At 46.9% G+C, this 26,867-nt stretch carries 16 protein-coding genes; 8 read left to right on the forward strand and 8 right to left on the reverse strand.

All coding sequences use genetic code 11. The annotated features are described in order from the left end of the window. The first annotated feature begins 39 nt into the window (after positions 1-39). On the forward strand, positions 40-1,446 hold the full coding sequence (locus GOB58_RS02120) for an OprO/OprP family phosphate-selective porin (RefSeq protein WP_173559187.1): 1,407 nt from the start codon (positions 40-42) through the stop codon (positions 1,444-1,446). A 114-nt stretch (positions 1,447-1,560) separates the two neighbouring features. On the opposite strand, the gene GOB58_RS02125 is transcribed toward GOB58_RS02120, so the two are convergent. The 7 genes from GOB58_RS02125 to GOB58_RS02155 all read right to left on the reverse strand — a co-directional run bounded on the left by GOB58_RS02125 (position 1,561) and on the right by GOB58_RS02155 (position 14,029). Continuing rightward, positions 1,561-3,099 (reverse strand): efflux transporter outer membrane subunit, encoded by a 1,539-nt coding sequence (locus GOB58_RS02125; protein ID WP_173559188.1) that lies wholly within the window; start codon positions 3,097-3,099, stop codon positions 1,561-1,563. A 22-nt stretch (positions 3,100-3,121) separates the two neighbouring features. Beyond that, positions 3,122-6,463: an efflux RND transporter permease subunit gene (locus tag GOB58_RS02130; protein WP_173559189.1), complete on the reverse strand. Its 3,342-nt coding sequence runs from the start codon at positions 6,461-6,463 to the stop codon at positions 3,122-3,124. Then, complete coding sequence (locus GOB58_RS02135; RefSeq protein ID WP_173559190.1) at positions 6,464-9,631, reverse strand: efflux RND transporter permease subunit; 3,168 nt, start codon at positions 9,629-9,631, stop codon at positions 6,464-6,466. Further along, the gene (locus GOB58_RS02140) at positions 9,628-10,821 is read right to left on the reverse strand and encodes an efflux RND transporter periplasmic adaptor subunit (protein ID WP_173559191.1); all 1,194 of its coding nucleotides are present in this window, start codon (positions 10,819-10,821) and stop codon (positions 9,628-9,630) included. Before GOB58_RS02140 ends, GOB58_RS02135 begins: the two co-directional genes overlap by 4 nt. 23 nt (positions 10,822-10,844) lie before the next feature. Next, positions 10,845-12,221, reverse strand: a complete 1,377-nt coding sequence (locus GOB58_RS02145; RefSeq protein ID WP_173559192.1) for an ATP-binding protein — start codon at positions 12,219-12,221, stop codon at positions 10,845-10,847. Positions 12,222-12,228: 7 nt separating this feature from the next. Next, a complete protein-coding gene (locus GOB58_RS02150; RefSeq protein WP_086635666.1) occupies positions 12,229-12,987 on the reverse strand; it encodes a response regulator transcription factor in 759 nt (252 codons plus the stop codon). Between the two features lie 136 nt (positions 12,988-13,123). Next, positions 13,124-14,029: a GntR family transcriptional regulator gene (locus tag GOB58_RS02155; protein ID WP_086635667.1), complete on the reverse strand. Its 906-nt coding sequence runs from the start codon at positions 14,027-14,029 to the stop codon at positions 13,124-13,126. A 535-nt stretch (positions 14,030-14,564) separates the two neighbouring features. Between GOB58_RS02155 and GOB58_RS02160 the strand changes: the two genes are divergently transcribed. The 5 genes from GOB58_RS02160 (at position 14,565) to nfsB (ending at position 19,224) form a co-directional block, all read left to right on the forward strand. Further along, on the forward strand, positions 14,565-14,855 hold the full coding sequence (locus tag GOB58_RS02160; protein ID WP_086553782.1) for a putative quinol monooxygenase: 291 nt from the start codon (positions 14,565-14,567) through the stop codon (positions 14,853-14,855). Positions 14,856-14,908: 53 nt separating this feature from the next. Beyond that, complete coding sequence (locus tag GOB58_RS02165; protein ID WP_173559193.1) at positions 14,909-16,078, forward strand: L-dopachrome tautomerase-related protein; 1,170 nt, start codon at positions 14,909-14,911, stop codon at positions 16,076-16,078. A 135-nt stretch (positions 16,079-16,213) separates the two neighbouring features. Beyond that, positions 16,214-17,200 (forward strand): UDP-glucose 4-epimerase GalE, encoded by a 987-nt coding sequence (galE, locus tag GOB58_RS02170; RefSeq protein WP_173559194.1) that lies wholly within the window; start codon positions 16,214-16,216, stop codon positions 17,198-17,200. 150 nt (positions 17,201-17,350) lie between these two features. Beyond that, positions 17,351-18,526 carry an MFS transporter gene (locus tag GOB58_RS02175; RefSeq protein ID WP_173559195.1) on the forward strand — a complete coding sequence of 392 codons (1,176 nt, stop codon included), beginning with the start codon at positions 17,351-17,353 and terminating at the stop codon, positions 18,524-18,526. A gap of 47 nt (positions 18,527-18,573) precedes the next feature. After that, on the forward strand, positions 18,574-19,224 hold the full coding sequence (gene nfsB, locus GOB58_RS02180; protein ID WP_086553786.1) for an oxygen-insensitive NAD(P)H nitroreductase: 651 nt from the start codon (positions 18,574-18,576) through the stop codon (positions 19,222-19,224). A 48-nt stretch (positions 19,225-19,272) separates the two neighbouring features. Here the strand turns inward: nfsB and GOB58_RS02185 are convergent, their stop codons facing one another. Beyond that, positions 19,273-22,116: a glycosyltransferase gene (locus GOB58_RS02185; protein WP_242005183.1), complete on the reverse strand. Its 2,844-nt coding sequence runs from the start codon at positions 22,114-22,116 to the stop codon at positions 19,273-19,275. 478 nt (positions 22,117-22,594) lie between these two features. On the opposite strand from GOB58_RS02185, the gene GOB58_RS02190 reads away from it, so the two are divergent. Both GOB58_RS02190 and GOB58_RS02195 read left to right on the forward strand, forming a co-directional pair. Then, entirely contained in the window at positions 22,595-24,007 is a 1,413-nt protein-coding gene (locus GOB58_RS02190; protein WP_173559197.1) for a beta strand repeat-containing protein, read from the forward strand. A 108-nt stretch (positions 24,008-24,115) separates the two neighbouring features. Beyond that, positions 24,116-26,866 carry a glycosyltransferase gene (locus GOB58_RS02195; protein ID WP_173559198.1) on the forward strand — a complete coding sequence of 917 codons (2,751 nt, stop codon included), beginning with the start codon at positions 24,116-24,118 and terminating at the stop codon, positions 26,864-26,866. Position 26,867: the final 1 nt, after the last annotated feature.

Here is a 26,867-nt window from a genome sequence, read left to right on the forward strand (position 1 = left end):
AATAAACAGTCACAACAGATTCAGTCTCTTGAAAAGCGCATGGGGCAAATAGAGTCCCGTAAAGTTTATGTTAAAAAAGTAACCTACAATAAAAAGCAGAATGAAGATGCGAGTGTTGTAAGGCGAATAAATTATTCCGGAACACCAGAGGAAAGTATCAGGTTTCATGATCCTTATGCAGAAAGAGCAGAGAGTAATAATTATTTTGAAAAATTATTTGGTTATTCAGCAAGAGATAATAAAAGCACGACACAGGTCAATGGTCTGATCCTGAAGTGGGGAAATGGAATTCCCGCCATTACGACAGAGAATGGTGATTATTCATTCCGTCTGAGAGGCAGGATCCTGGCTGATTATGGGTCTTCTTTTGGTAGTCGTTTTCATAATCTGAATGTTTCCAGAACGATGATGCGTGCTGCGCGTATCGGTGCTGAAGGTCGAATTAAACAACTGTCATGGGTTATCGAGAGTGATTTCTCAAGCAACTCACTTGTTCTGATGAGTGCTTATGCGACATGGACAACAAAAACATTCGGTCACGTTGCTGAATATACGCTTGGGCATAAATTTTCAGAACGTGGCTTTGATGGTTCGACAGGTTCATATAATACCGTCTTTCTGGACCGCGATTTAGTTGCTACGACACTGGTGCCGGTTATGGGGTGGTATGGTCTTGGCGGGGCTTATAAAATATATGGTAATAACTGGCATGTGGCGACACAGATAGCTGGTGATCAGGTTAACAACGTTAACATGAAAAATAATATACGTGACGATATTACTTATTTAGCAAGAGCACATTATATTCCATTCAGAAACAACACATATCTTTTGCACCTGGGGATATGGGGTTACTATGAAGATGTTAAACCGGCACAAAATTTTACGCAGGATATAGAGGCACTTAGTCGTACAAATAATAACTTTAATTTGCAGTTTGGCCCAACAGCTCCTCTTGCACATTCATTTGCCGGGGGGCTGGAACTTTTCGGTATGAGGAAGAGTATGTGGGCTCTTGTTGAGTTCGGTGCACGTCGTATGACATTGCGGCGTACTTCAGGGATAGCTTCGAGTTCGACTGATTTTGCCGGTATGACAGGCACAGTCAGGGCATTTAGTGCTCAGTATGGTGTTTTTCTGACAGGTGAGAAGCCGAACTATATGCCACGTAATGGCGTGTGGGGTCTGCCACATGTCCTGCATCCGGTGATTGATGGTGGTATGGGTGCGTGGGAGCTGGCTTTCCGCTGGGACTGGGCAAATTCGTCTCATGTTTTCTCAGGAGCAGATGCATGGACGTTAACCGCTGGTCTTAACTGGTATCTTATGAGCACAGCGCATCTGATGTTTAACTATACGCACGCTCATGTTTATAATGCGACGGGAGATTACATCGGTAGTAATAGTGGTGATACATTTGGTGCCAGGGTTGCTGTTATATTTTAATCTAATTTTTTTAATAGTTCATAACTATAATATATAAAAATTATATATTATATATCCCTCTTGGGTAAAAAATAAATCTGTCAGAGAGAACTTTCTGACAGATTTTTTATTAAGTTATTTCTGGAGACTATTTTCAATAAATGCTGGAACCAGAGGGTTATGACGTTGCAGATAGTTTTTTGACGGAAGTTCGTCGATATTCCAGCCACCCCCCATATCAGCAATCAGCTTAACACTGGCAAGTAAACGATTTTGCTGAATTTGTAAGGCTGTTTGCTGACTACTGAGCGCACTACGCTGGCTTGTAAGTACGGTTGTATAAATAGCAGTACCATATTTATACTGACTGACAGAGACATCAGCTGCGTGAATAGCTGACTGCACAGCATGTTTCTGCTCTTCAGCCTGTTGTTTTAATATCCTCAGACTGGATAACTGATCTTCCGTATCCTGAAGGGCCGTAAGAACAGTTTGTCTGTAAGTTGCGACAGCACTGTCATAATCTGCATTGGCTTCTTCAACAGCTGCTGTGCGTGCACCACCGGCAAAAATAGTTTGTGAAGCCGATGCACCAAGAGACCATATGCGGTTGCTAACCTGAATGAGTGACTGAACAGGGTTGCCGCTGTATCCATAAGCGGCGGACAAGGAAAGCTGAGGATAGAAGGCGCCAATTGCAACACCAATCTCAGCATTATACTGTTCCATGGCTCTTTCAGCCGATGCAATATCAGGACGACGTTGCAGTAAAGATGCTGGTATAGAAACAGGAATTTCCGGAATGGAAGCAGGAAGAGTGTTTCGTGACAGCGAAAGTTCGGCTGGAGGTCTGCCTATAAGCACAGCAATGGCATGTTCATATTCTGAACGTGTAACGTCTGTTGCTGTTGCATTGGCGCGCGCAGCATCCAGCTGGTTCTGAGCCTGCCATACATCATTACCGTTCATTGTGCCGCCCTGGTGCTGAGCCTGTACAATAGCAAGTGTGTGCTCGTATAACGTGATATTACGTTCAAGTAGTGCTTTGAGTGAGTCCTGGTAGCGCAACTCAAAATAATCCTGAGCCAGCTGTGACTGGTAAGAGAGGCGTGCATTAGCCAGATCAGCAGCACTTGCCTGTGCGGCTGTAACCTGTTCCTGGATCTGACGGCGGATTTTACCCCAGATATCAACGGTCCAGTCTGCTGACAACTGTGCGGCGTAGGTATTGCGTGTTCTGCCTGTGCTGTATTGTGTTCCGCTTGTTGATGTTGCTGTGCCCCCCTGACTGTTTCGTGAAAAATTAAGCCCTCCAGTAAGGGTTGGGTAAAGGTTGGCCTGAGCAGCCATGACAAGAGCCTGAGCATTGCGATACTGGGCTTCGTATTTTTTAAGATTCTGGTTGGAGATTGAAACCTGTGATTCCAGTTCATTCAGAACCGGATCGTTATAAATTGTCCACCAGGTACCCTTGGGAATAGCAGCCATATCCGGCTGCGCTTTTGACCATCCAGGTGCCGGCTGTGTTTCTTTGAATTTTGCAGAAAGCACAGCTTTGGGGCGTTTATAATTCGGCCCGACCAGAATACAGCCTGATAAAATTGTGGGGGTAATCAGCGCAGCCATTGTCTTGAGCAGAGACCGACCGGAAAGTGAAGAGCGGGAGAGTGTCATGGCAACAATATTCCGAAAGAGGTCAGGAGCGACGGATACGTATGGAACGAAGAGGTTTCAGGATAGCATGTACAACAGCGGGAATAGCTTTGCGTCCCCACATGCCAAGTCTGTCCAGGTAAATATACACAACCGGAGTGGTGAAAAGTGTTAGTACCTGACTAAGTGCAAGGCCACCAATGATAGCAATGCCAAGAGGTCGGCGTAGTTCTATGCCATAACCATTCCCCAGTACGAGCGGTACTGCACCAAGAGCTGCGGCTAGTGTTGTCATGAGGATAGGGCGAAAGCGCAGCATGCAGGCCTGATAAATAGCATCATGAGCCGAGAGGCCATGTTCACGCTCTTCAGTGATTGCAAAATCTACGAGCATAATAGCATTTTTCTTAACTATACCTATCAGAAGAATAACGCCGATAAGTCCGATAAGATCAAATTCCTGTCCGCTCAGATAAAGTGCAAGCAGGGCTCCTGCGCCGGCAGAGGGCAGGGTGGATAGAATGGTAATCGGGTGGACATAACTTTCATATAAAATGCCCAGAACAACATAAACAGCGAGCAGTGCTGCGAGAATAATTAAAGGCTCGTTACTGCTTTCCTGCTGCAGGCGAGCCGTTGTTCCTGCAAATCCACCATGGACAGAGGATGGTATTTTCAGATTTGCCATATCATCGGCAATAATACGTGCCGCATCATTTATAGATGCTCCTGCAGTCAGGTTGAAAGATAACGTTGCAGCAATGGCCTGTCCCTGATGATTAATGTTCACTGGTGTGGTGCCGCGTGACATATGAGCAATAGCGGATAGTGGTACCATAGTTTCAGCATTAGAAGAGACAGCTGAGCCATTTGATGCACCACTTCCTCCAGCGAGGCTGTTAGCAATCTGGTTTTTAAAAGACTGGCTGTTTTGTGCAGATGTTGCATCATCGACATCAGATGATGATGAAGATGTAGTTGTTGTACCAGATGAGCGGATTGTATTACTTTGCGTGCTGCCGCTTGCGGTGCCACCTGCTGTGCTAACCCATGTCATTTGCAGCATATCTGCATTTTTCCAGAACTCTGGCTTAACATTCATAACAACACGATACTGGTTAAGCGCATTATAAATAACTGATGCAGCCCGCTGACCATAGGCATCATAAAGTGTGTTAGCTACAAGTTGTGCTGTCAGACTGGTTCTGGCTGTACTGTCACGGTTAATATTAACATTTTCAGCCAGACCTTTTTGCTGAATATCTGTCGAAATATCAGCTAATTCAGAATGCTTTTGTAAAGCCTGCTGAAGCAGGGGCATCCAGTGATAGAGAGTGGCGGCATCATCGCTCTCAAGTGTGTACTGATAGGCCGCATTGCCTGAGCGTGGGCCACCAGGCAGCAAACTTGGCACACTGGAAAGAAACTTTGCTCCTGCAATATTATCTGTACGTTGCCTGAGGTCAGCAACCGTTTTATCAACTGATACTTTGCGTTGATCTTTCTCTTTCAGTTCAATAAAAATCATAGCCTGGTTAGCTGAGTCACGACCACCCAGGAAGCCGACAACACTATTAACTTCTTTGTTGCTCAGTATACGATTTTCAACGTCCTTAACTTTACCTATCATGCTTTTAAAAGAAATAGACTGATCGGCGACCAGATGAGCCATCAGTGATCCTGTATCACTTTCAGGAAAAAGACCTTTGGGCATAATAATAAAAAGTATACCCATAATAACAATAGTTGCCGGAAGTGAGAGAAGTACGAGAACAGGATGTTTAAGCGAGCGGTCAAGCATGTGACCATAACTGTCATGAAGAAGGTTAAAACCATTTTCCAGAAAAGCAGAAATTTTGTTTAGCCAGTTTTTGTTTCTGATACTTTCTTCATGATCCATTTCCTCTTTTGATTTGAGCATAAAGGAACACATCATGGGGGTAAGGGTGAGTGACAGCACCATTGACACCATGACGGTAATTGAAATGGTCATAGCAAATTCATGGAGCAGGCCGCCAAGCATGCCCCCAAGCATCGTAATGGGAAAGAAAACGGCAACCAGTGAGAGTGAAACTGAAAAAACAGTAAAAGCGACCTCTTCTGCCCCTTTCAGAACAGCTTCTTTGTGTGGCATGCCATTTTCGATATGACGACTGATATTTTCAAGTACAACAATGGCATCATCCACAACAAATCCTGTCGCAATGGTCAGAGCCATCAGAGAGAGACTGTCGAGGGAGTATCCCATCAGTTTCATTACGCCAAAAGTCGTTATGAGAGATGAGGGAATAACAACAGCAGGGATCATAGTTGTACGTGGTGATCGTAGGAAAAGCAGAACTACAGCGATAACCAGAATAACAGAAAGAACAAGAGTGCGCTGTGTGTCTTCAAGTGCAGCACGAATGGTGACAGAACGATCGCTGCAGACATGTAGCTCTACATCAGCAGACAAAGCTGAGTGTAATAGTGGAAATTTTGCACGGATCTCATTAATTGTTTTGACAACATTTGTACCGGATCGTGGAAAAACGATGGCCAGAACAGCAGGTGTCTGATTATAAAATCCACCTGTTTCGACATTTTCTACACTGTCTGTTACATCTGCAACATCAATAAGGTGAACCGGGCGGTTGCTACGGTAGGCAACGATCAGACCTTTCAGGTCTTTTGCTCCATGTACCTGGTCGTTTGTCTGCAGAATAAGGCGCTGTTTACCACGAGTGATAAATCCCTTGGGAGTATTCGCGTTAGCTGATGCCAGGGCTGCACGGATATCTTCAAACCCGATTCCATATTTGTAGAGTTTGAGAGGGTTCATCTCAACGCGAACGGCAGGCAGAGCACTGCCACCAAGCTGAATGTCACCAACACCGCTTACTGAATCAAGATGCTGAGCCAGCACATTTGTGGCTTCATCATAAAGTTGTGCTGGTGTACGGGTTTTTGATGTCAGTGCCATAACGAGGATAGGCATGCCTGATGTATTGGCAATGCGGTATGATGGATCCTGTCGCAGGGTTGTTGGCAGGTCTGTACGGGCTGCACGAATGGCGGCCTGCACATCTCTGGCGGCACTGTTGACATTACGTGATGAAACAAACTGGAGTGAGATACTGACCTGCCCTGTGACGGAGCGTGAAGTCATCGCATTCAGCCCTGAAATCGTCCCAAGATGCCGTTCAAGAGGTTCCGCAATAGTGCTCGCCAGTTCCTCAGGTGTCCCGCCTGATTGCTGAGCGGAGACCTGAATCATGGGCATATCAATGGCTGGCAGGCTTGCAACCGGCAGCATTGTATACCCAATGAGACCGGCCAGTATCATACCAATAACGATAAGTGTTGTGCCTACCGGGCGTTTGACACACAAAGCAACAGGAGACATTTATAATTCTCCTGAAGAGCTGGATGCAGATTTTTTGTGCCTTTGCTGCCATGAAACGACACGCTGGCGCATATATTCCATTTTCAGGTAAATAACCGGGGTGGTGAATAGTGTCAGAAGCTGACTGACCAGCAGTCCACCGACAATAGCATAACCCAGCGGGCGGCGTAGTTCAGAGCCAACCCCGGTGCCAAGGGCCAGTGGCACAGCGCCGAGCATAGCTGCCAGAGTTGTCATCAGAATAGGACGAAAGCGTAGCATCGCTGCCTGAATAATTGATGCTTCAGGTGATTGTTTTTCAATACGCTCGGCTTCAAGAGCAAAGTCGATCATCATGATCGCGTTTTTCTTGACGATACCAATCAGCAGAACAATGCCGATAACCCCCATAATATCCAGTCCTGCTCCTGTGATCCATAGCATCAGAAGAGCACCGACAGCAGCTGAGGGTAGTGTTGACAGAATTGTCAGTGGATGAATGAAGCTTTCATATAAAACACCCAGAACAATATATACAGCGGCGAGGGCAGCAAGAATTAACCACATTTCGCTCGACATGCTACTTTCAAAAACCTGTGCGGTTCCCTGAAAGGATGTCCGCATGGTATCAGGAAGATGTAAGGCAGAACGTGTTTTGTCGATAGCTGTTACGGCATCTCCCAGTGAGTATCCCGGCGTGACATTAAACGAAATTGTTGCTGCAGGAAATTGCGCTACATGGGTAATGAGCAGAGGTGCTGTTGATGACGTGATTTTTGCAACTGAGCCTAATGGTACGAGCCCCGATGTCGGGTCACGTTCAGGGCCGGTTGTGTCGCTCCCGCGTGATGCGCTTCCTGCCATATAAAGCTGGTCAAGTGCTGAAGGATTTTTTTGTAACTCAGGCAGTGCTTCAAGAATAACACGGTACTGATTTGCCTGCGTGTAAATAGTTGTAATCTGACGCTGCCCGAATGAGTCATATAACAGGTTATCAACCGTCTGCGGTGTAATTGAAAAGCGTGCACCGGTAGAGCGGTTAAGTGTGACGTCAGCGGCCAGTCCTTTTGCCTGAAGGTCAGATGTTACATCAGAAAGAGAGGGAGCTTTTTGCAGCGCACTGATCAGCTGAGGTACCCATGATGTCAGACGGTCTACGCTGGTGTCTTCAATCAGAAACTGATAGCGCGTCGCTGATACGGTTGTGTTCAGTGTAAGGTCCTGCACAGGCTGCACATATAGTCGTGTGCCTGGTATCTGCTGGGCTTCTTCCTGCAGGCGCAAGGCAATTTCACTGGCTGTCAGCGTTCTCTTATTATGTGCTTTGAGGTTAATTTCAAAACGTCCGCGGCTCAGTGTTGTGTTATCACCATCTACTCCGATATAGGAAGAGAGACTTACTACATCGGGGTCTTTAAGCAATGTGGCTCCAAGTTTGCTTTGCAGCACTTTCATTTCATCGAAAGAGATAGAGCCATCCATTACTGAAATGCCCTGTAAAACACCGGTATCCTGTTCAGGGAAGAGTCCTTTAGGGATGGTTATAACAAGAGCTGCAGTTGCAATCAGCGTTATACCGAAACAGAGCATTGTAAGTGTCTGATGGCGTAACACCAGGTGAAGACCCTTGCCGTAAGCTTCTATGACGCGGGTAATAAAGTGGTCAGTGGCTGTTGCCCATTTGGGTTTTTCTCCACTGTGATCATGATCTTTTAACAGGCGTGCGCAAAGCATAGGTACCAGTGTCAGTGATACAGCTGCCGAAATAATAATTGTCACAGCCAGAGTTACTGAAAACTCGTAAAAAAGCCGGCCAATGACATCGCTCATGAACAGCAGAGGAATGAGCACGGCGATCAGTGAGACCGTCAGAGAGATAATGGTAAAACCAATTTCACCAGAACCCTCAACAGCCGCTTTATAGCGGCTTTCTCCTTTTTCAACATAGCGTGCGATGTTTTCAATCATAACAATCGCATCGTCAACGACAAAGCCTGTTGCGATAGTGAGAGACATGAGGGAAAGGTTGTCGAGAGAGAACCCGGCCAGATGCATTACGGCAAGTGTGCCGATAATTGACAATGGTACAGAAAGGGCCGGAATAACAGTAGCTGACGGGTCGTGTAAAAAAACAAAAATAACGGCAACTACCAGAATCAGAGAGAGGATAAGTTCAAACTCAACGTCAGCAACTGAAGCCTGAATAGTGGTTGTACGGTCTGTCAGTATCTTGATTTTTACACCCGCGGGGAGTTCGGTTTCAAGTTGTGGCAGTCTTTGTTTAATGGCATTGACTGTACTCAGGATATTGGCTGAAGGCTGACGCCTGATGTTGAGAATAATTGCAGGGTCTGTGTCAGACCAGCCTGCCAGTTCATCATCTTCTGCCCCTTCTGATACCGTAGCAATATCACGTATCCGTACAGGGCCCTTGCTGGTAGCGGACCAGCCTATAACCTGGTTGAGAAGCTGCTCAGTGTCTGATATCTGCCCCTGGAAATTTATGGTTCGGTTCTGATATTCACCGTTAAAACTGCCTGTGGGCGTATTTACATTAATATTATTAATGGTTGTACGCAGCGTATCGATATCAATACCGTATGATGTCATTTTAGGAATATTGACGCTCACGCGGTAAGCTTTTTTATTCCCACCGGAGAGAGAGACTTCTCCGACGCCTGATATCTGGCTGATTTTTTGTTCAAGACGCGTGGCAACGTAATCCTGCACTTCAGGGAGAGGAAGGGTCGCTGAAGTTACACCAAGAATAAGAATGGGCGTATCAGCCGGGTTAACTTTTGAATAAATTGGTGGTGCAGGCAGGGCAGATGGTAACAGGGAGTTGGCTGAATTGATTGCAGCCTGAACTTCCTGTTCAGCGACGTCGAGTGATGTTGAAAGTGAAAAACGCAGTGTCACTACGGATGCGCCGGCAGATGACTGTGAGGTCATCTGGTCAAGGCCGGGCATTTGCCCCATTTCACCTTCGAGAGGTGCTGTTACTGATGTCATCATGACATCAGCACTTGCCCCCGGGTAGAAAGTGCGTACCACAATTGTCGGGTAGTCTACCTCAGGTAACGCTGAGACAGGCAGGAAGCGGTAACTGATAAAACCGGCCAGAAGAATAGCTATAGAAAGCAGGGTGGTCGCAACTGGCCGGTCGATGAAAACCCGTGAGAAATTCATTGTCCGTTTCCGCTGGCTTTTGCTGGTGAGTTAGCCGGAATACTGATCCGTGAGCCGTTTCTCAGATGGTCGACACCTGAGATAACAACTTTGTCCCCTTCTTTGAGACCATCTGTTATGACAACGGTGGTATCCTGACTGGTGCCAAGCTTTACATTTTGTACATGCACGGTGTTGTTTGCATCCGTGAGGTATACGTAAGAACCATCTGGCCCGGTTTGTACGGCAGTCTCTGGCATAAGCAGAACATTGTGCTCTGTTCTGATAATCAGGTGTGCATTGACAAACTGGTTGGGGAAAAGGTTTTCATCAGCGTTGGGCAACAGGGCGCGTAATTTGACGGTACCTGTTGAAGTGTCGAGTTCACTGTCGAGACTACTGACCGTGCCATCAGCCAGCTTTTCGGCATTCTCGCTATCCCATATTTGTACAGGCAAAGTTTTCTCTTTGCGCAGGGTTTTCCATACCGTGCTGAGCTTATCCTGTGGTACGGTAAAAATAACAGAGATAGGCGACATCTGTGCCAGTGTTGCCAGCCCGTTAGTTTGTCCGGCGGCGACATAATTGCCCCGGTCAACAGCACGGATACCAATGCGACCTGAAACAGGAGCGTAGATATGGCAATATTCAATATCGAGTTTATAGGTTTGAATTAGTCCTTCATCAGCCTGTACAGTACCTTCCAGCTGTTCAACTTTGTACTTCTGGTCCTGGGCTGTCTGTGTATCAATAGCATCATGTTTTTGCAGTTTCAGGTACCGTGTATAATCCATACGGGCCTGTGCCAGCTGTGCCTGATCAGCAATGAGCTGACCCTGATATTGTTTTAGCTGCGCTTCATAAGGGCGAGGGTCAATTAATTCCAGCAAATCGCCTTCTTTGACTTCCTGTCCTTCTGTATAAAGAACTTTCATAAGGTAGCCCGAAACGCGGGTCTGTACTGTGACATTTGTAATGGGGATAACCGTGCCTAGTTCTGTAAAGATAACAGGCATATCTCCGCGTGTGACAGCGGCAACAGCAACGGGTGTAGTCTGATCTGCAGTAAGATGCGTTGTGGTGTGACGGGTTGAGAAACGCCACAGCCCTGCACCTGCAATGATAATAACAGCACCTATCAGCAGCATTTTTTTAGATGATGAGCGTTTTGTCTGTGTTTCAGACGTTTTGGGGTGAATCGGATCTGACATGATACTATCCTAAAATCGTCTGTTTAGTGGTGTGGAAGAGAAGTTAACTGTGGTCGATGGGAAGAGATACTGTGCCCGCTGACAGGAAGGGTGATTTGCACAAGAAGCCCTTCTGGTAAATTATCAAGCAGCGCCATAGTGCCTTTGTGCCGGTCAATAATCTGCCTGACGATTGAAAGGCCCAGACCAAGCCCGGCAGGAGATGAACGAGCCTGGTCCATACGTGTAAATGGCAGTTGCATGGCCTCTTTACTTTCTGCGGGAATTCCCGGGCCATTATCGCTGATGCTGATAATGGCTTTTTGCTCTGACGCCTGCAAAATCACGGTGACATCACCACCATATCTCAGGCCATTTTCGATCAGGTTGTTCAGAGCGCGTGAGAGGGCAACGGGCTGGCAGCAGCATACCACCTGGTCGCCCGGAGTGTAGAAGACAGGCTTTCCCGTATCTGAAAAAGCGGTGCACAGACTTTCGATAAGAGAGTCAAGATCGGTAGTTTCTTCAGGTTCTTCGTCATTCTGGCCGCGCAGAAAAGACAAAGCACCATTGAGCATATGGGTCATCAGACTGACATCACGGCGCAATGCATCGGCTTTAAGAGTGCTTTCTCCAAGTTCTACCCGCATTGCCATGCGGGTGAGGGGGGTTCGCAGGTCGTGTCCAATTGTCATGAGCATACGTGTGCGTTCTTCAACATGCTGCACAATACGTGTTTGCATACGGTTATAGGCCATTGCCAGGCTTTGAATTTCTGCCGGACCATTTTCGTCAAGCGGTGTCGGGCTGATGTCATAACCAAAGGTATCGACGCGTTCAGCCAGGTCGCTCAGAGGTCGGTTAATGCGCCGGACCGACCAGAAAGACAAAGTGATGACCATCAGGGTAAGAGATGAGAAAGCAACGATTAATGGCATTGCTACATGCAGAACATGAGGCCAGTAAGAGTTCATTCTGTTATTAATAAGTGCAATATACCGTCCACGGTCAAAGCTGACATAACTTACTGTTGTACCCGGGTCATCAGTGCTGCAGGTTTTGACGCTGACAAGTGTGTCAGCATGTCGGCTTTGTAGTATGCGGCGTAAGCCTTCAGTGGAGAAAGCACTGGCTTTTTCCTGACATGGAACATTTTCATTGACGAAAAAACTGAGGTCAGGATTGGAAATTTTTCTGGCAAAAACAGGTTGCTCAGCCTCAGGCATACTTTCTATAGCAGTAAAGCCTGTTTCAAGGGCCATAGTGCTCGCCCATGGGCCATAGGGTACAGGAGGCACATAAGGCCTGAAAATAGTCAGAAGACAGGCGATGATGAACAATGTTGTCAGCATACAGATGATAAGAATAGCCGACATCTGAGTGGAAATACGACGTGGCCAGAGTGTGTAACGGACTGTCATGAGAAGGCTAGCCTTCTGAGCGCTGTGTTTGAGGCTGAAAAATATAGCCTTCACCACGGACTGTACGAATAAGCTCGAGCTGGCCACCTTCTTCTGAAAGTTTTCGTCTTAATCTGCTAATAATCAGATCAATGGCACGAGGTTCAAGTTCATCAGCATCCCCTTTCAGAGCTTCAACCAGCATGGCGCGGCTCATAAGTATTTCAGGGTTGAGACAAAATTCCTGTAGTAATTTAGTTTCAGCACCCGTCAGAGTAATCCGCACACCCTTTTGACTATAAAGTATGCTTTTGCGTGGCAAAAAAAGCCATGTACCAAAACGATACTCCTGAGGCAGGCCGGTATTCTGATTGCGTCGAAAAACAGCCCGAATACGTGCCTCAAGCTCACTTGGGTCAAAAGGTTTGGCAATATAGTCGTCAGCACCAAGGTTAAGGCCGGTGATACGGTCGCTGACTTCTGAAAGAGCACTGATAATTAATAAGGGGAGATTAGTTTTTTCTTTAATGTAACGACACAATGTTCTGCCGTCTTCCTTGGGAAGCATGAGGTCAAGAAGAATGAGATCAACAGGATCTCTTGCAAAAATAAGCTCGATGCCTTCCATGTCGGTCGCTGCTGAGGTGACGTACCCTTTTTGCGACAGATATTGTTCGAGCAGTAATCTGATTTCGTCATCATCTTCAACGATCAGAATATGTGGCTGCCGCGTTGCATGGTGAACAATGTTTTCTTTAAGGTTATAAAGTGATTGCGGTTCAGGCACGCAGCAGACCCCTGCATATGAAAGTGGGATAGTGCTGAGGATATTGAACGCAAATAGTGCAGCAGGAAAGAGTGTTGTCTGATTTATGTCAGAATGAAAAAAAACAATTTTAAATATTTTGGTTTTTATGAGGTTATTATTTTTCTTTTGCTATACTCATGAGGGAGTGAGATTTGAAAATCATACCTTTTGTAATGTGATTTTTAAGTAATGTTGCGCCTGCTTTGATATTTTTATTTAAAAGGGCATTTATAACGGCAATATGCTCCAGGCAGACACGTTGTATAAATTTATGATCAGGAGGTAGTCCGTACTCCATAAGGCGTCGTAGCTGGTTAGCGCGTTTCAGAGCGCGTATAAAAAAACGGTTGCCAGTCATTGTGGCCAGAGTTTCATGAAACTCTGCATCAATCTGAAAAAATTCTATAGAACTGAGGAATTTGTAGCCTTCATTTTTAACAAACTCCTGTTTTTCTTTGAGGCGTAGCAGAATAAGATCATCGGGGTAAAAGTCTTCACTGCGCATAAAAGCGGGTTCTAACGTTGCCCTGAAAAGGTAATTTTCTTTATAGGCATCGACGTTATCTATCAGTGTCTGAAATGCCCATCCATTGCCTGACCTGCGCTCCGCCCAGCCTTCGGATGCTATTCTTGTGAGTACATGCAGCATCCTGGCGCGCGATATATTGTAACGGCGCACCAGTTCACTCATACTGACTGTATCAGGTAAGGTATGTTTCAGGCGATCAAGGGCTATTTTCTGGTATATATCATTTTCGTCTGCTGCAGATATATCATTTTTTTCTTCAAAAGGATTTATTTCCGGGTTTTTAACATAAAAGCCCTTCTGTGGTCTTCGTTCCAGAAAATCTGCTTCTGCAAGATAAATAAGAGCGCCTCTGACAGGGGTCCGTGAGGTGACCAGAATGTCGCTCAGGGCATCTTCAGTCAGATGATGGCCTGTTTGCCAGCTTTCCATACGAACAAGTGAGACGATTTTTTCAGCCAGTCGGATCTGAAGTGCTGAAGGAGTATTACCCATAAGTTAGAACCATCAGAAAGAAAATGAGATGATATTTATCTCTGCAAGAACCTTATTCGGTTGATATATCACATAAATTTTTTTTCTGCATCTAAATGAAAAATATATTTCAGAAAGGTATTTTTATGAAAAATTTATATATAGAAATAACTTTTTGACTATTAATAAAAATCAATGTTTGTGTTGTGTTTATATTGCTTCACAAAAAAAAATCTTCATCAGATCACGCACTCGTTATTTTTTATACAAAACAGATCATAATTTTGTTATTGCAGCGTCAAATTTCTATAATGTGAGCTGCTCGCGTTGTTATTTTTCCCGGAAAAATATGGTCTGTTATCTGAAAGAGGCATTCCTGCAATGCGTATCTTCTGGCGCACCATGTCGGTTATTAAAGTATTTTTTCAGGTATAGTAATGCGTTAAAATTTTCGAAAATTTTTATACAGAAGTAAGATGTGCCGCTGTTTTGTATTCTTTTAGCCGAGGTATTATAGTTCTTCAGTGTCGTTATGAGCTGAGAAGGAAAGTACCTTATGTCACAAATTGATGTTGTTGCACTTGTCAAAGCAAAACCAGGTAAGGGTGCTGCTGTTGCTGCGGCGATGAAGGCATGCATTGTTCCTTCGCGGGCAGAAAGCACAAACCATCTTTATGTGCCGCATCAGGACCTTGATGACCCGGATTCATTTGTTTTTATCGAAAAGTGGGATAGCCGTGAAGCACTTCAGGCCCACCTTGAAACGCCTCATTTTAAAGAGCTTGCACAGACACTTGAGCCACTTCTGGCTGCCCCGATTGATGTGAAGATTCTTCGGCCGCTCTGAAGGCTGATCTTTTCGTTTATGCACAGCAACGAGTTTAAGGTGAGGTTGGACGAATGAAGAAGCACTATCAGGCTCTGCTTGTTGCTGTGAGCATGGCGGCTGTAAGTTCTCAGGCTCTGGCTGCCGCTGATTCTGCCAGTTCGGACACTCATGTGAGCGTTGCGGCAGACACACTGCCTGCAGGGCAGATGGAGATTATTGCCGCTTTGCCTGAGCCTGGTCCTTCAGGTATCGCGGTGACTGAGGGAGGAAGGGTGTTCCTCACTTTTCCCCGTCACGCCACGGATCATGACAAACCTTCGCTGGGAGAGTTGCGTGACGGAAAAATTATTGCCTGGCCTGATGAGAATATAACGCGCGAGACGTCTCTGCCCGTTACGCAGCGGCTGGTGTCGCCTCATGGCCTGACACTGGATACAAAAGGCCGGTTATGGCTGATCGATGACGGAAAAGTTGCTGGTCACCCGATAGAGCCGGGTGCGGCAAAAATTGTTGGATTTGATGTAAAAACAGGTAAAGAGATAGCGAATATCCCTCTTCACGCGCCGGCTATGTTGCCCGACAGTCATATGAATGACCTGCGGGTTGACCTGACACATGGTAAAGCCGGTACCGTTTATATAGCAGATTCTTCTTTCGGAACCTCCCCCGGTCTGGTGATTGTTGATATTGCAACCGGTAAGCAACGGCGTGTGCTGACGCATCACCCGTCTGTTCTGGCAGAACCAGGCTTCGAGGCAGTTCTCGAAGGGCGTGTGCGGTGTTATGACCCGCATCACCCTGGTTTTCCCATCGGGGGCATTGATAGCATTACCCTGAGTAATGATAGCAAAACGCTTTATTACTCCCCTCTTACAAGTCGCAGGTTGTATAGTTTGCCAACTGCATTGCTGGCTGACCCCGCCGCTACGGATGATAAACTTGCGTCAGCAGTTACTGATCTGGGTGAAAAGGTGATGACAGACGGGCTGGCGACGGATGCCTGGAATCGTATTTATCTGACCGCGGGAGAGCATGATTCGATCATGCGCAGAAGTCCGGATGGACAAATTGACGTTATTGCCCGCGATCCTCGTATTATCTGGCCTGATGGTATTTTTGCGACCAGGACACATGTTTATTATGTACTCGGCCAGTGGAACCGCCTGCCCGGGTTTAATGACGGGCATAATTTACGCAAACCACCTTATCTGATTGCTCGTACACCGATTACACCTCCCTGAAACGGGGGATTACATGCTACGGACTGTTTAATAGTTATTTACAGCATGACTCTGTAAGATCCTGCCTTCGTTTCGTAAGAGGGAGGCGGGGCAGAGGTAAGAGGCATGTTGTTCAATCAGATAAAGGATGAACGGATGCGTTATCTTGTAACCGGTGGTGCTGGTTTTGTTGGCAGTCATGCGGTTCTGGCACTTCTTGATGCTGGCCATGATGTGACGGTGCTCGATAATCTTAGTACCGGCCACCGTGGTGCGTTGCCTGATGATGTTGAGTTCCATCATACTGATCTGCTTGATGCTGATGCGACAGAAAAAGTTGTTTCCAGCCGCTCATGGGCGGGTGTGTTGCATTTTGCAGCTCTTTCCCTGGTCGGGGAAAGTATGACAGATCCTTTGCGTTATTTTCGCCAGAATTATCTTACGGCGTTAAACCTTATTCAGGCTTGTGTGAAAAACGACGTCAGCAAGCTGGTGTTTTCTTCAACTGCAGCTCTTTTTGGCGGGCCTGAACGTTCGGCTCCTATTCCTGAAACAGCAGATGTACAGCCCGGTTCACCCTATGGTGAAAGCAAATATATGATTGAGCGGGTGCTGCACTGGGCCGGTAATATTTATGGCCTGCACAGTGCCTGCCTGCGTTATTTTAATGCTGCAGGTGCTGACAGTCAGGGGCGTGCGGGGGAAGATCACAGGCCGGAAACTCACCTTATTCCCCTGACAATTGACGCGGCTCTGGGCCGCAGACCGGCACTGAAACTATTTGGTACAGATTATCCGACGCGGGATGGTTCGTGTGTACGTGACTATGTGCATGTGACTGATCTGGCTGATGCCCATCTGCGCGCTCTTGATCAGATTAACGAGCGGAGTGTGGCGTATAATATTGGCAACGGCCAGGGTTACTCTAACCTTGAAGTGATTCAGTCTGTCGAGCGTGTGAGCGGCAGAAAGGTGCCCTGGGAGCCAGCTCCGCGCCGTCAGGGAGATCCGGCGATGCTGGTTGCTGATTCACAGACACTGCGCGAGGAAACTGGCTGGACCCCGCGTTTTGCTGAAATTGACCAGATTGTTGAAACGGCATTACGCTGGCGAGTGGCACATCCTGAAGGGTATAATAGTTAATTAAGCTATTGTGCCGCATGCGCTGTTAACTGATTATTATATATTCTCTGAGATTTTATAACGGGCTATGTCATGCTTCAGAGTATGACATAGCCTGCAGAGGCCTGCGTGTCTCTCACCCTCCCTGACAGAGGATTAGAAATATTTTATATGCCTGAAAAACAAATTTCTTCAGCGTTTGCTCTGTTTGCTTTGGCATGTGGGGCTTTTGCTATTGGTGTGACAGAATTCACCCCCATGGGCCTGCTGCCTGTTCTGGCGGCTGGTGTGCATGTCAGTATTCCAACAGCAGGAGGGCTGGTCAGTGCTTACGCTTTTGGGGTTATGGGCGGTGCGCCGGTTATCACATTGCTGCTTGCACGTTACCCGCGTAAATATTCTCTTATCGGGCTGATGTTACTTTATGTTGTAGGCAATCTGACATCTTCTGTCAGTGCAACTTACACACAGCTTCTGCTGGCTCGTGTGCTGACCAGCATGGCTCATGGTGCTTTTTTTGGCCTTGGGGCGGTTGAGGCTGCCAGCCTTGTCCCCGCAAACCGCAGGGCCAGTGCTGTTGCCAGTATGTTCATGGGCCTGACAGTTGCCAACATTTTCGGTGTGCCTGCGGCTACGTGGATGGGGGATACCCTGGGGTGGCGTATGGCATTTGTTGCTATTTCTGTCCTTGGGCTTGTTGCAGCCGCGGCATGTCTGGTTGCCTTGCCTTTTGCGGAGGCCGGTCCACGCCCTGATGCAGCAGCCGAACTTAAAGTGATGACCCGGCCTAATGTGCTGATGGCTCTGGGCGTGACGGTCGTCGGAGCCGGAGCAATGTTTGAGCTTTATACCTATATTGTACCGATGCTTGAACAGATTACTAAAGCAGGGCCTGGGCTTATAACTGTAGCCCTGATGCTGATTGGTGTTGGGTTTAGTATAGGTAATGCTATTGGTGGCCGTGCAGCTGATAAATCACTTGTTGGTACATTGCTGGTGGTGTTCCCTGTTCTTGGTCTGATTATGCTGGCTTTTCCTTTTGCTGCGCGTACGCCTGTCGGTGCACTGGTGGGGGTACTTGTCTGGGGTGTTGCCAGTTTTGCTATGATGCCAGCATTGCAGATGCGCACCATGACAGCAGCGCATGCAGCTCCTGGTCTGGCTTCATCGGTGAATATTGGTGCGTTTAACCTGGGCAATGCTCTGGGTGCAGCGCTGGGCGGGGCTGTACTGTCATGGGGCTATGGCTACAGTATGGTTTCTGCTGCAGGTCTGGGTTTAGGTCTTCTCGGGGCTGTGATGGTATTATTGTCTTATAAAGGACGTCTTGCCCCCGAAGCGTCTTAAATAGCGGCAGAGTCACAACACTTTGTTCAACAAAGGTGAATAGTTTCATGGATCTTATTAAAACTCTTCAGACGCGTTATACTACGAAGTCCTATGACGCCAAACGCCGTATTCCTGATGACATTGCACATCAGCTGTTTGAAGCTTTGCGTTTAAGTCCGTCTTCAGTAAACAGCCAGCCATGGCACTTTATTGTGGCTGATGATGCCGCAGGCAAAGCACGGGTTGCTAAAGCAACGTCAGAGCGTTTTGATTTTAATACGAACAAAATTCTTAATGCCTCTCATGTTGTGGTTTTGTGCTCACGTTCTTCTCTGCCTGCGTCTTATCTTGAGACTGTTCTTGAGCAGGAGCAGGCTGACGGGCGTTATGCTGATAAGGCTGCACGTGAAGCTGTTGCCGGTGGCCGCGCTTTCTTTGTTGGTGTGCATGAGAAAGCAGGTGACGTGCAGACCTGGGCTATGAAGCAGACTTATATAGCACAGGGCTTTTTGCTGTTGTCAGCAGGTTTGCTGGGTGTTGATGCAACCCCTGTTGAAGGTTTTGATGCGGAAATCGTTGATAAAGAGTTTGGCCTGGCAGAAAAAGGGCTGACCGCAACTGTCATCGTTGCTCTGGGCTATCATGCCGAAGCTGACTTTAATGCAAAGCTGCCAAAGTCACGTCTGCCTTATGGAAGCGTTTTCTCAAAGGCATAAGGTTTTTTAGACGAGAGCGTGTAGCGCGCTCTCGTCCGGTTTATCATTTTAGCGGGTTGTCCGGGTTTCTTTCTGCACGAGGCTGATCCACGGGTGGCGTTTTTCAAGCAGTGCAACAACTTTCTTTTTATGCTCAGCCTTCTCAGTCACACTTGTGGTCATTGACCCGGAGTGTACCCGATATTCAGCCAGTATCTGTTTAACATGCGTGCCCTGCAGGCCCATTTCGGCCATTGAACACCAGAGGTCGTAGTCTTCCCAGCCCATAGCATCGCGCTGAACATAATAGCCGCCACAGGCTGCCCAGGCCCATTTGCCAATAAGAGCCATAGCGTCAATGTAATTGCCTGATTTTAGTCGCATGGGGGTGTAGTCAGCTTCTCCCAGTAAGGTGTGTACTGCAGGTGAACCAAACTGTTGCTGTATCGGGTAAGCGTAGGCTGTCACTGGTGTCATTGTAGCCAGAAGTGTTGTGCAGGCTTCGGGTAGAAGGCGATTATCGGCATCAAGTGGTAGAAAATAGTGACTTTCAGCCCAGGAAACACCGCAGTTTCGCGCGCCTCCCAGCCCGACATTGTAAGACGTTTTGAGTAAGATAAGGCGGTTAAAGCGTTCTGAATGGCGCTTCATCCACTCCCTGGTCAGAGTGACGGAGGAATCTGATGAACCATCATCCACAACAATCAGGTCAAGGTTTTCTATAGTCTGAGAGCGGACAGACTCGAGTGCTTCCAGAAGAAAGTCCTCATAGTTGTAGCTGGTGATGATGACCGTTATATCGGATGTGATCAGAGCATCTTTCTCATAAAGTAAAGTACAGGGCGGAATATCAGGCAGGTTGCGGGCAGGGCAGGTGCCACGTGCAAGCTGTATTTCGGCCTCCTGGGTTGCTGCTTCTTCATTTTCCAGGCTGTGAAAAATGCTTTTAAGAAGTTTTGCCTGTTTTTGCGGGCCAAAGTGCCACAGACAACTATGATAGGCATTGCGTGCCAGTGTTGCACGCAGCTCAGCATTTTCGATAAGCTGAGACAGGGCGTCATGCCACTCTTCAGGGGTCTCTGCCAGCATGCCGGTTTTGCCGTGTTCTATGCACTCACGGTAAGGGTGTGTGGGAGAGACGACGGAGGGCACACCTGCCAGTGCAGCCTCAAAAAACTTCAGTTCGCTTTTTGCGTTACAGTAGATATTTTCAGCTTCAAGAGGGGCAATCGCAATGTCAAAGCGTGCCAGTTCAGCTGGCAGATCAGGAAAATCGACGAGATCGCGCCACTCAATCTGGCTGGCTACCTGGCTGAGTTCGGGAAATTCATTGATGATGACGGTTGGGCTGAGTGTATCTTTGTGACGAAAAAGCACCAGGCGCAGATGCGGGATCGTTTTCATCAGTGCGGTAAGAGTTGGTACGATGCGTAAAAAATCCCGCTGATGCGTAGGTGTGCCAGCGGGGTATCCGATACGAATGATGTCTGTTTCAGCAAAAGCACGTTTTTTGCGCGCTGCCAGCCGGCTTAGTGTCAGTGCTGCTGTGTCGTAGGTGTTAGGTACCGTATAGCCCAGCGGACGATGTGCGCGCATCAGCTGACTTAGAAAGTTTGTCGGTGCAAAGCACAGGTCAGCGTTAACCATGGTGCGCCAGTTGTCGTGAAAGAAAACTTCCAGTCGCTCTTCTGAGACGCCAATGGTGCGGATGCCATCTATAATATCGGTACGGGCCAGAGAAGGCATAAAGGTGATGTCATCAGTGTCAAATATAATTTTAACATTATACTCGTGTGCGACCTGAATAATGGTTTTTACGTGGTCGCTGAATTCAACCCGCCATAAAACAATCGCATCAGCCCACTTCAGATCATCCGGGTTAACCTCGGCGCATGGTTTCCAGCGGCCCTGGTATCCGGCCATCGTTGTCGCTGCTGCATTACGTATGCAGCGATACCATACACCTGGAGAATCTGGCTCTCCGGCAATAAATAAAATATGCGAGCACGGATGATGAGCCGCAGCCGTATGATGTGATGCACGGGTTTCGGTTTGCTCGAGCTCCGGGGTTTCGGTCTGATATGATGATTTCAGGGCTGGGGAGCGGAGAGGAAGAAGGAGTTTGCGAACGGCCCTTGAGAGTGGGTTGATTTTTGTTTTTTCGTTTATGCGATGAGCTGATAATATTTCAGGGATTTTTTCTTCTTTTTTAATTGAGTCTTTGTGTATTGATATTTTTTTTATAATTTCTTTGTTTTCATTTATAAGTATTTTATTTTTAATTTTAAACTCTTTATTGTCATTTTCTATTTCTGTTAATTTATTTTCTATTAATTTATTTTTCCAGTAATCTGAAAAAAAATAGCATTTATTTGTAAATGAAATTTTATTTTTACGTTCTTCGCCTGTGAGTGAGTTTTCGTTCTTAAAAAGAAGAGTTTTGCTCAGAATACATGATGTTCTGGTAAGCAGGCCGAGTCCTTTGCCATAGTCATAGGTAAAGGAGGGGAAGGAGTACTTAAGTAAATGCCATGTTTCCGATGCGCCAGGTAAAGTTATTCCCTCAATTATAATAAGTGCATCATCAGTCAGTGTATTGACCCAGTTTAAGAATGCTGCCGGAGAGAGCAGACCATGCATTCCACAGAAATAGACAGGGCGGCGTAGTTCGGGAGAGTGTTCGTACGATGTCCACTCTTTTATATACAGAGGGTTATTTCTGGCCTGTGTTGTGCTGCGAAGAGTTTCTCTGCTTGTTTCGTCTGTATGGATGAGAACCAGATTCTCAGGTTGAGCAGCATCAAGAATCCAATGAATTAATGGCAAAAAAACAGCACTGTCATCATGTCCGGGCACCAGGTTCACATGTAAAAAAAAAGAATTAAAACCAGTGTTGCTTATATCTGACAGCATATTATTTGCCTGAGTGGAAAGATCCTGCATTGGGTAAAAGATGCACCTGATTGGTTAATAGAGTTTGTAATTAGTGGGTTTTTTCGCTGGTTAGTAAAGTACATGACATATAATTAATAATTTATTTATAAAAAAATAAAAAATAAAAAATGATAAAAATAAGCTTTTCATATGTTTTTTTGGTTTTTTATAGAGGTTATCCTGTAATGAATAGAGGTTTGATGAGAGTATTAGAGAGATTTGTTTGGATTTTTTTTATGTAAAGAAAAAGCAATCATTATATTTTTTTGGCTTGATTTTCTTTGTGACGATGTTCATATTTCATGAAACGATTTTAAATTTCTTATTAATGCTTGCTTTTTGTTTTTTGCTTGTTCTACAAGCAGGCAAGATATAAATTAACCAGAGTCATAGCTTGTGGGATTTCGAAGTCTCCTTAGTTTCTGTGACATGATGCTTTGAGAGTGAGGGTAAACATATGGCGATTATCACCGTTACCGGTGCGTCAGGAAGCAGTGTTCAGGTTACCGTTGATGGTTCTCAGCAGTCATCGCTTGTTCAGCACGCTTCGAGTGTTGCTGCGCAGTTAAGTGGCGATCTTGCAAACCTTGATATACGTGATCTGACCTCCGGTTCTGATAGTTTTAGCAATCAGCGAGGGTACGGCGTCATTACGGCTGCCGGTTCTTATCAGGTCAGTGGTAATGCTTCCTGGCTGACCGTCGGTGGTATCAGCGATACCCTGGCAGGTGCTGTTTCAGTCGATGCCACGGGCGTGACCCATGCCCTGACCGTTCTTGGCGGAGCCGGGGGGATTAATTTCACCGCTGGGTCTCAGGGTGGTCAGTTTACGGCTGGTGCCGGCAATAATACCTTTAATGGTAACTCTTCTGGCGGTAACTGGGATATCAGAACAGGTGACGGTAACGATACCATCAACTCTGGTAATGGCGATAACACCATCAATGCTGGTGGCGGTGCGAACCAGATTATCCTGGGTAGCGGCGTAAACAGTGTTATCTCTGAAGGTCAGGATACGATTACAGCGTCTTCCGGCACACAGAGCATTACGCTGAACGGAGCAAGTTCTACCGTTGATGTTGGTGATAATTCGCTGGTTACCAGCAATGCACCACTGGGTGGCGAGAACATTACTGTTGGCAGCAACAGTACAGTTTATGGCAGCAACAGCACCATCTCTGGTGCAAAAGGCGACACGATCAGCCTTTCTGGTTCAACCGGTACTGTTTTCGGTGGCAATCAGGGTACAATTGGTGCTGGTCAGGGTAACTTCGTTGTTAACCAGGCTGATAACGCGAATGTCAACATCGCTGGTGACCTGATATTCCGTGGTGGTACGGGCGAAACGACGATCTCTGCTGGTAAGAGCACGGTCTTTGGTGCCGATGGTCTTGATGTTACCATGGATGCGACCTCAGCAAGTTCGCTGTTTGTTGCTACCGTAGGTAACGAAACACTGAATGCTGCATCTTCAGTATTTGGTATCCATGCCTTTGGTGCTGATTCTGGCACAACGCAGCAGACTATGATCGGTGGTACCGGTGCTGATACGCTTGTAGCAGGCACAGGTAATGCGACACTGACCGGTGGTTCTGGTGCAGCTAACGTATTTGGTTTCCGTAATGGTGTGGCTGGTGCCGACTATACGATTACCGATTTCGGTAGTGCTGCTGGTAACCAGGTCCTGCTGGTTGATTATGATAAATACTATGGTGGCAGCAACTCTTCTGCTTTCCAGAAAGTACTGGATAACGCTGAGCACAGCACAAAAAATGGTGTTGCAAGCACGACCATTACGCTGGCTGATAACAGCAAAATTACGTTTGATGGCGTCAGCTCTCTGACAGCAAAAGACTTCACAGGTTTCTGATCTCTGATCATTTCCTTTTTGTTGATCTTTTAAGAAGCCGGGTTTTTTACCCGGCTTTTTTTTTGACAAGTGCGTTAAGTTCTCCAGCAGCATAAAAGAGAACAGAGTATGAATGATCCAGAGAAAATACCCGCTGATGAGAAAGAGGAGCTTGCAGCGCTTGTTGAGAGCTATCGGGCTGGTAGTGCTTTACAAGGCCTGCGCGAGGCGGAGCTGCGTCAGCGTTTTGCAGAAACTGAAGCTCTTCTTACGGCTCAGCAGCAGACCCTGTCCTGGAAAATAACTTTTCCTTTACGCGCAGTCAGGCATATTTCGCGTGGGTATTTGCCGAGTGGACATAAAATATCTGATGTCAGAGCTAAAATTCAGGATGTTTATCGTAAAGATGGTGCCCGTGGTGTTTTGCATAAAATAACGCCTCATCTTCAGCGCTCAGCGCAGTCATTTCTGGGCAGAGGAGGCAGAAATACAGCGCCAAAAGCTGAGACAATTAGCCAGGTGGCAGACCGGATTCTGCTTCCCGTAAAGCAGGATGTGCTGCAAGGGTTTCGGCCCTCTTTTTTGATTATTGCAGAGCTGAGTTTGCGGCAGTGTGCCAAATATCGCGTGTGGCAAAAGAAAGAAGAGCTTGAAGCTCTCGGCTGGCATGTAGCTGTTTTTGACTGGCGTAAAAATCAGGAGATTCTGTCAGCTCTTCAGAGCTGTACGAATGTTATTTTTTACAGAGTGCCGGCATTTGAAGCCGTTCTTTCACTTTTTGCAGAGGTCAAACGTCTCAATCTTCCTTCATGGTGGGATGTAGATGACCTGATTTTTTCTGAAGAGCATTATAAGAATAATAAAAATCTTGATCATCTGACACAACATGAACGCCTGGTCGTGATGAATGGTGTGTCGCTCTATCGTAATTGCATGAAGGCCTGCGATCAGGCCATTGCTTCGACTCGGGTTCTTGCACAGTTAATGCGTGAGGCAGGGGTCGAGCGTGTCAGCGTTATTGAAAATGCTCTTGACCGACAAACTCTAGATATTGCTGATCAGCTCAGAGCTGAAAGAGAGACTTTAAAGCAGTCACGTCATAAGGAAGAGGTCCGGATTGTTTATGGTTCAGGCACAAAAACGCATGATGCTGATTTTCGTGTTGCTGCAGCTGGCATTGTCGGAGCTATGCAGGTTGATCCCAGGCTGACACTGCATATTATGGGCGACCTGACTTTGCCGCCTGAATGTGATGCAGTAAAGGACCGTATTTTCAGGCATACAGGGCGCGACTACATAGCATATATGCGCTTTTTATTTGATGCCGATATAACGATTGCTCCACTTGATTCATCAGTTTTCAACGACTGTAAAAGTAATATTAAATTTCTTGAGGCCGCTGTTCTTGAAGTGCCTGCAGTCTGCTCTCCTTCTGATACGTTTGCGCAGGTTGTCCGGCACGGTCAGAATGGTTTTCTGGCTTCAACACCTGCAGAGTGGTCTGCTTCTTTACTGGCTCTGGCGGGCGACGCAGCTCTTCGTGGGCAGATTGGTCAGGCAGCCCGGCAGTACGCACTGGAGCACTATCACCCTGTTAACGTGGTGAAAGATCAGGTTGTACCAGTCTTTGGCTATCCGCCGGTGCAGGCCAGAACAGACTTATCAGTTATGGCGGTGAATATTTATTTTGATCCGCGTTCTTTTGGCGGAGCAACGTTTATTGCAGAGCAGATGGTAAAGCATCTGCGGGTGCGTGACATCACTGTGAGTGTATTTACGTCATGCCCTGACCTGGCTGGGCGTGAAGGCGGTGTTGTACGTTATCAGGCGGCAGGCAGCCCGGTTATGAGCGTACCGGTGCCTGATGATTTTGAAAAAATTGCCGGGCTTGATAACCCGCATGCGACGGAGGCTTTCAGGTACTGGTTACAGACCATGAAGCCTGACATTGTGCATTTTCATGCCATTCAGCGTCTTGGTGTCGGCCTGACGCGTGCCTGTGTTGAAGAAGGTGTTCCTTACGTTATTACGCTGCATGATTCCTGGTGGCTTTGTGATCGCCAGTTTATGGTGACTGAAAAAGGGCAGTTCTGTTTTCAGGAGAAGATAGACCTGCAGGTTTGCCAGAACTGTGAAATCGAAGCGTCGCATCTGCAAAGTCGTGCTGCTTTGATGAGGAGCGCTCTTGATAGTGCAGCACTCCTGCTTACACCGGGAGAAACGCACCGGCAGCTGTTTCTGGCCAATGGTATTGCAGCTGATAAAGTGGTGGTGAACCCCAATGGCTTTACCTGGCCTGAACAGCCAAGAACCCCTCGTAAAAAGGGTACAGCCCTGCGTTTTGGTTATGTTGGCGGGGCTGAAGACCTGAAAGGTTATGCTCTGATTCGCCAGGCTTTCGAGCAGATTAACATGTCAGACTGGGTGCTGTATGTTGTTGATAATAAGCTCAGCCTTGGTATTCAGTCAGTATATGCTGAGACATGGAAGGTAAAAGGGCTGGTTGTTACTGTTCCGTCTTACACGCAGACAACCATGGATGCATTTTATGACAGCATTGATGTGCTTCTTTTCCCTTCTCAGTGTAAAGAAAGTTATGGGTTGTCAGTGCGTGAGGCTCTTGCGCGGGATGTATGGGTGGTTACGACCACACCAGGCGGTCAGGCTGAAGCCATTACTGAGGGTGAAAACGGTAATATGATACCGATCGGAGCTGGTCCCGAGGCTTTAGCTGCAGTGGTGAGAGAGCTTCTGAATACGTCAGAACGGTTTGATGACTATACTAATCCGTTTAAAGATGACCTGGTAACGTTTGAACAGCAGGCGCATCAGCTTGAAGCACTTTTGCGGCAGGTTGTTATGGGTATAAGGCGGCAATAGC

This window comes from Acetobacter thailandicus, from assembly GCF_011516655.1.
GTDB lineage: Bacteria > Pseudomonadota > Alphaproteobacteria > Acetobacterales > Acetobacteraceae > Acetobacter > Acetobacter thailandicus.

Excerpts from the sequence above, each read along its gene's own strand:
- GOB58_RS02120 (WP_173559187.1), top strand. The coding sequence starts at position 40 with ATGGGGCAAATAGAGTCCCGTAAAGTTTATGTTAAAAAAGTAACCTAC.
- GOB58_RS02125 (WP_173559188.1), bottom strand. The coding sequence starts at position 3,099 with ATGACACTCTCCCGCTCTTCACTTTCCGGTCGGTCTCTGCTCAAGACA.
- GOB58_RS02130 (WP_173559189.1), bottom strand. The coding sequence starts at position 6,463 with ATGTCTCCTGTTGCTTTGTGTGTCAAACGCCCGGTAGGCACAACACTT.
- GOB58_RS02135 (WP_173559190.1), bottom strand. The coding sequence starts at position 9,631 with ATGAATTTCTCACGGGTTTTCATCGACCGGCCAGTTGCGACCACCCTG.
- GOB58_RS02140 (WP_173559191.1), bottom strand. The coding sequence starts at position 10,821 with ATGTCAGATCCGATTCACCCCAAAACGTCTGAAACACAGACAAAACGC.
- GOB58_RS02145 (WP_173559192.1), bottom strand. The coding sequence starts at position 12,221 with ATGACAGTCCGTTACACACTCTGGCCACGTCGTATTTCCACTCAGATG.
- GOB58_RS02155 (WP_086635667.1), bottom strand. The coding sequence starts at position 14,029 with ATGGGTAATACTCCTTCAGCACTTCAGATCCGACTGGCTGAAAAAATC.
- GOB58_RS02160 (WP_086553782.1), top strand. The coding sequence starts at position 14,565 with ATGTCACAAATTGATGTTGTTGCACTTGTCAAAGCAAAACCAGGTAAG.
- GOB58_RS02165 (WP_173559193.1), top strand. The coding sequence starts at position 14,909 with ATGAAGAAGCACTATCAGGCTCTGCTTGTTGCTGTGAGCATGGCGGCT.
- galE (WP_173559194.1), top strand. The coding sequence starts at position 16,214 with ATGCGTTATCTTGTAACCGGTGGTGCTGGTTTTGTTGGCAGTCATGCG.
- GOB58_RS02175 (WP_173559195.1), top strand. The coding sequence starts at position 17,351 with ATGCCTGAAAAACAAATTTCTTCAGCGTTTGCTCTGTTTGCTTTGGCA.
- nfsB (WP_086553786.1), top strand. The coding sequence starts at position 18,574 with ATGGATCTTATTAAAACTCTTCAGACGCGTTATACTACGAAGTCCTAT.
- GOB58_RS02185 (WP_242005183.1), bottom strand. The coding sequence starts at position 22,116 with ATGCTGTCAGATATAAGCAACACTGGTTTTAATTCTTTTTTTTTACAT.
- GOB58_RS02190 (WP_173559197.1), top strand. The coding sequence starts at position 22,595 with ATGGCGATTATCACCGTTACCGGTGCGTCAGGAAGCAGTGTTCAGGTT.
- GOB58_RS02195 (WP_173559198.1), top strand. The coding sequence starts at position 24,116 with ATGAATGATCCAGAGAAAATACCCGCTGATGAGAAAGAGGAGCTTGCA.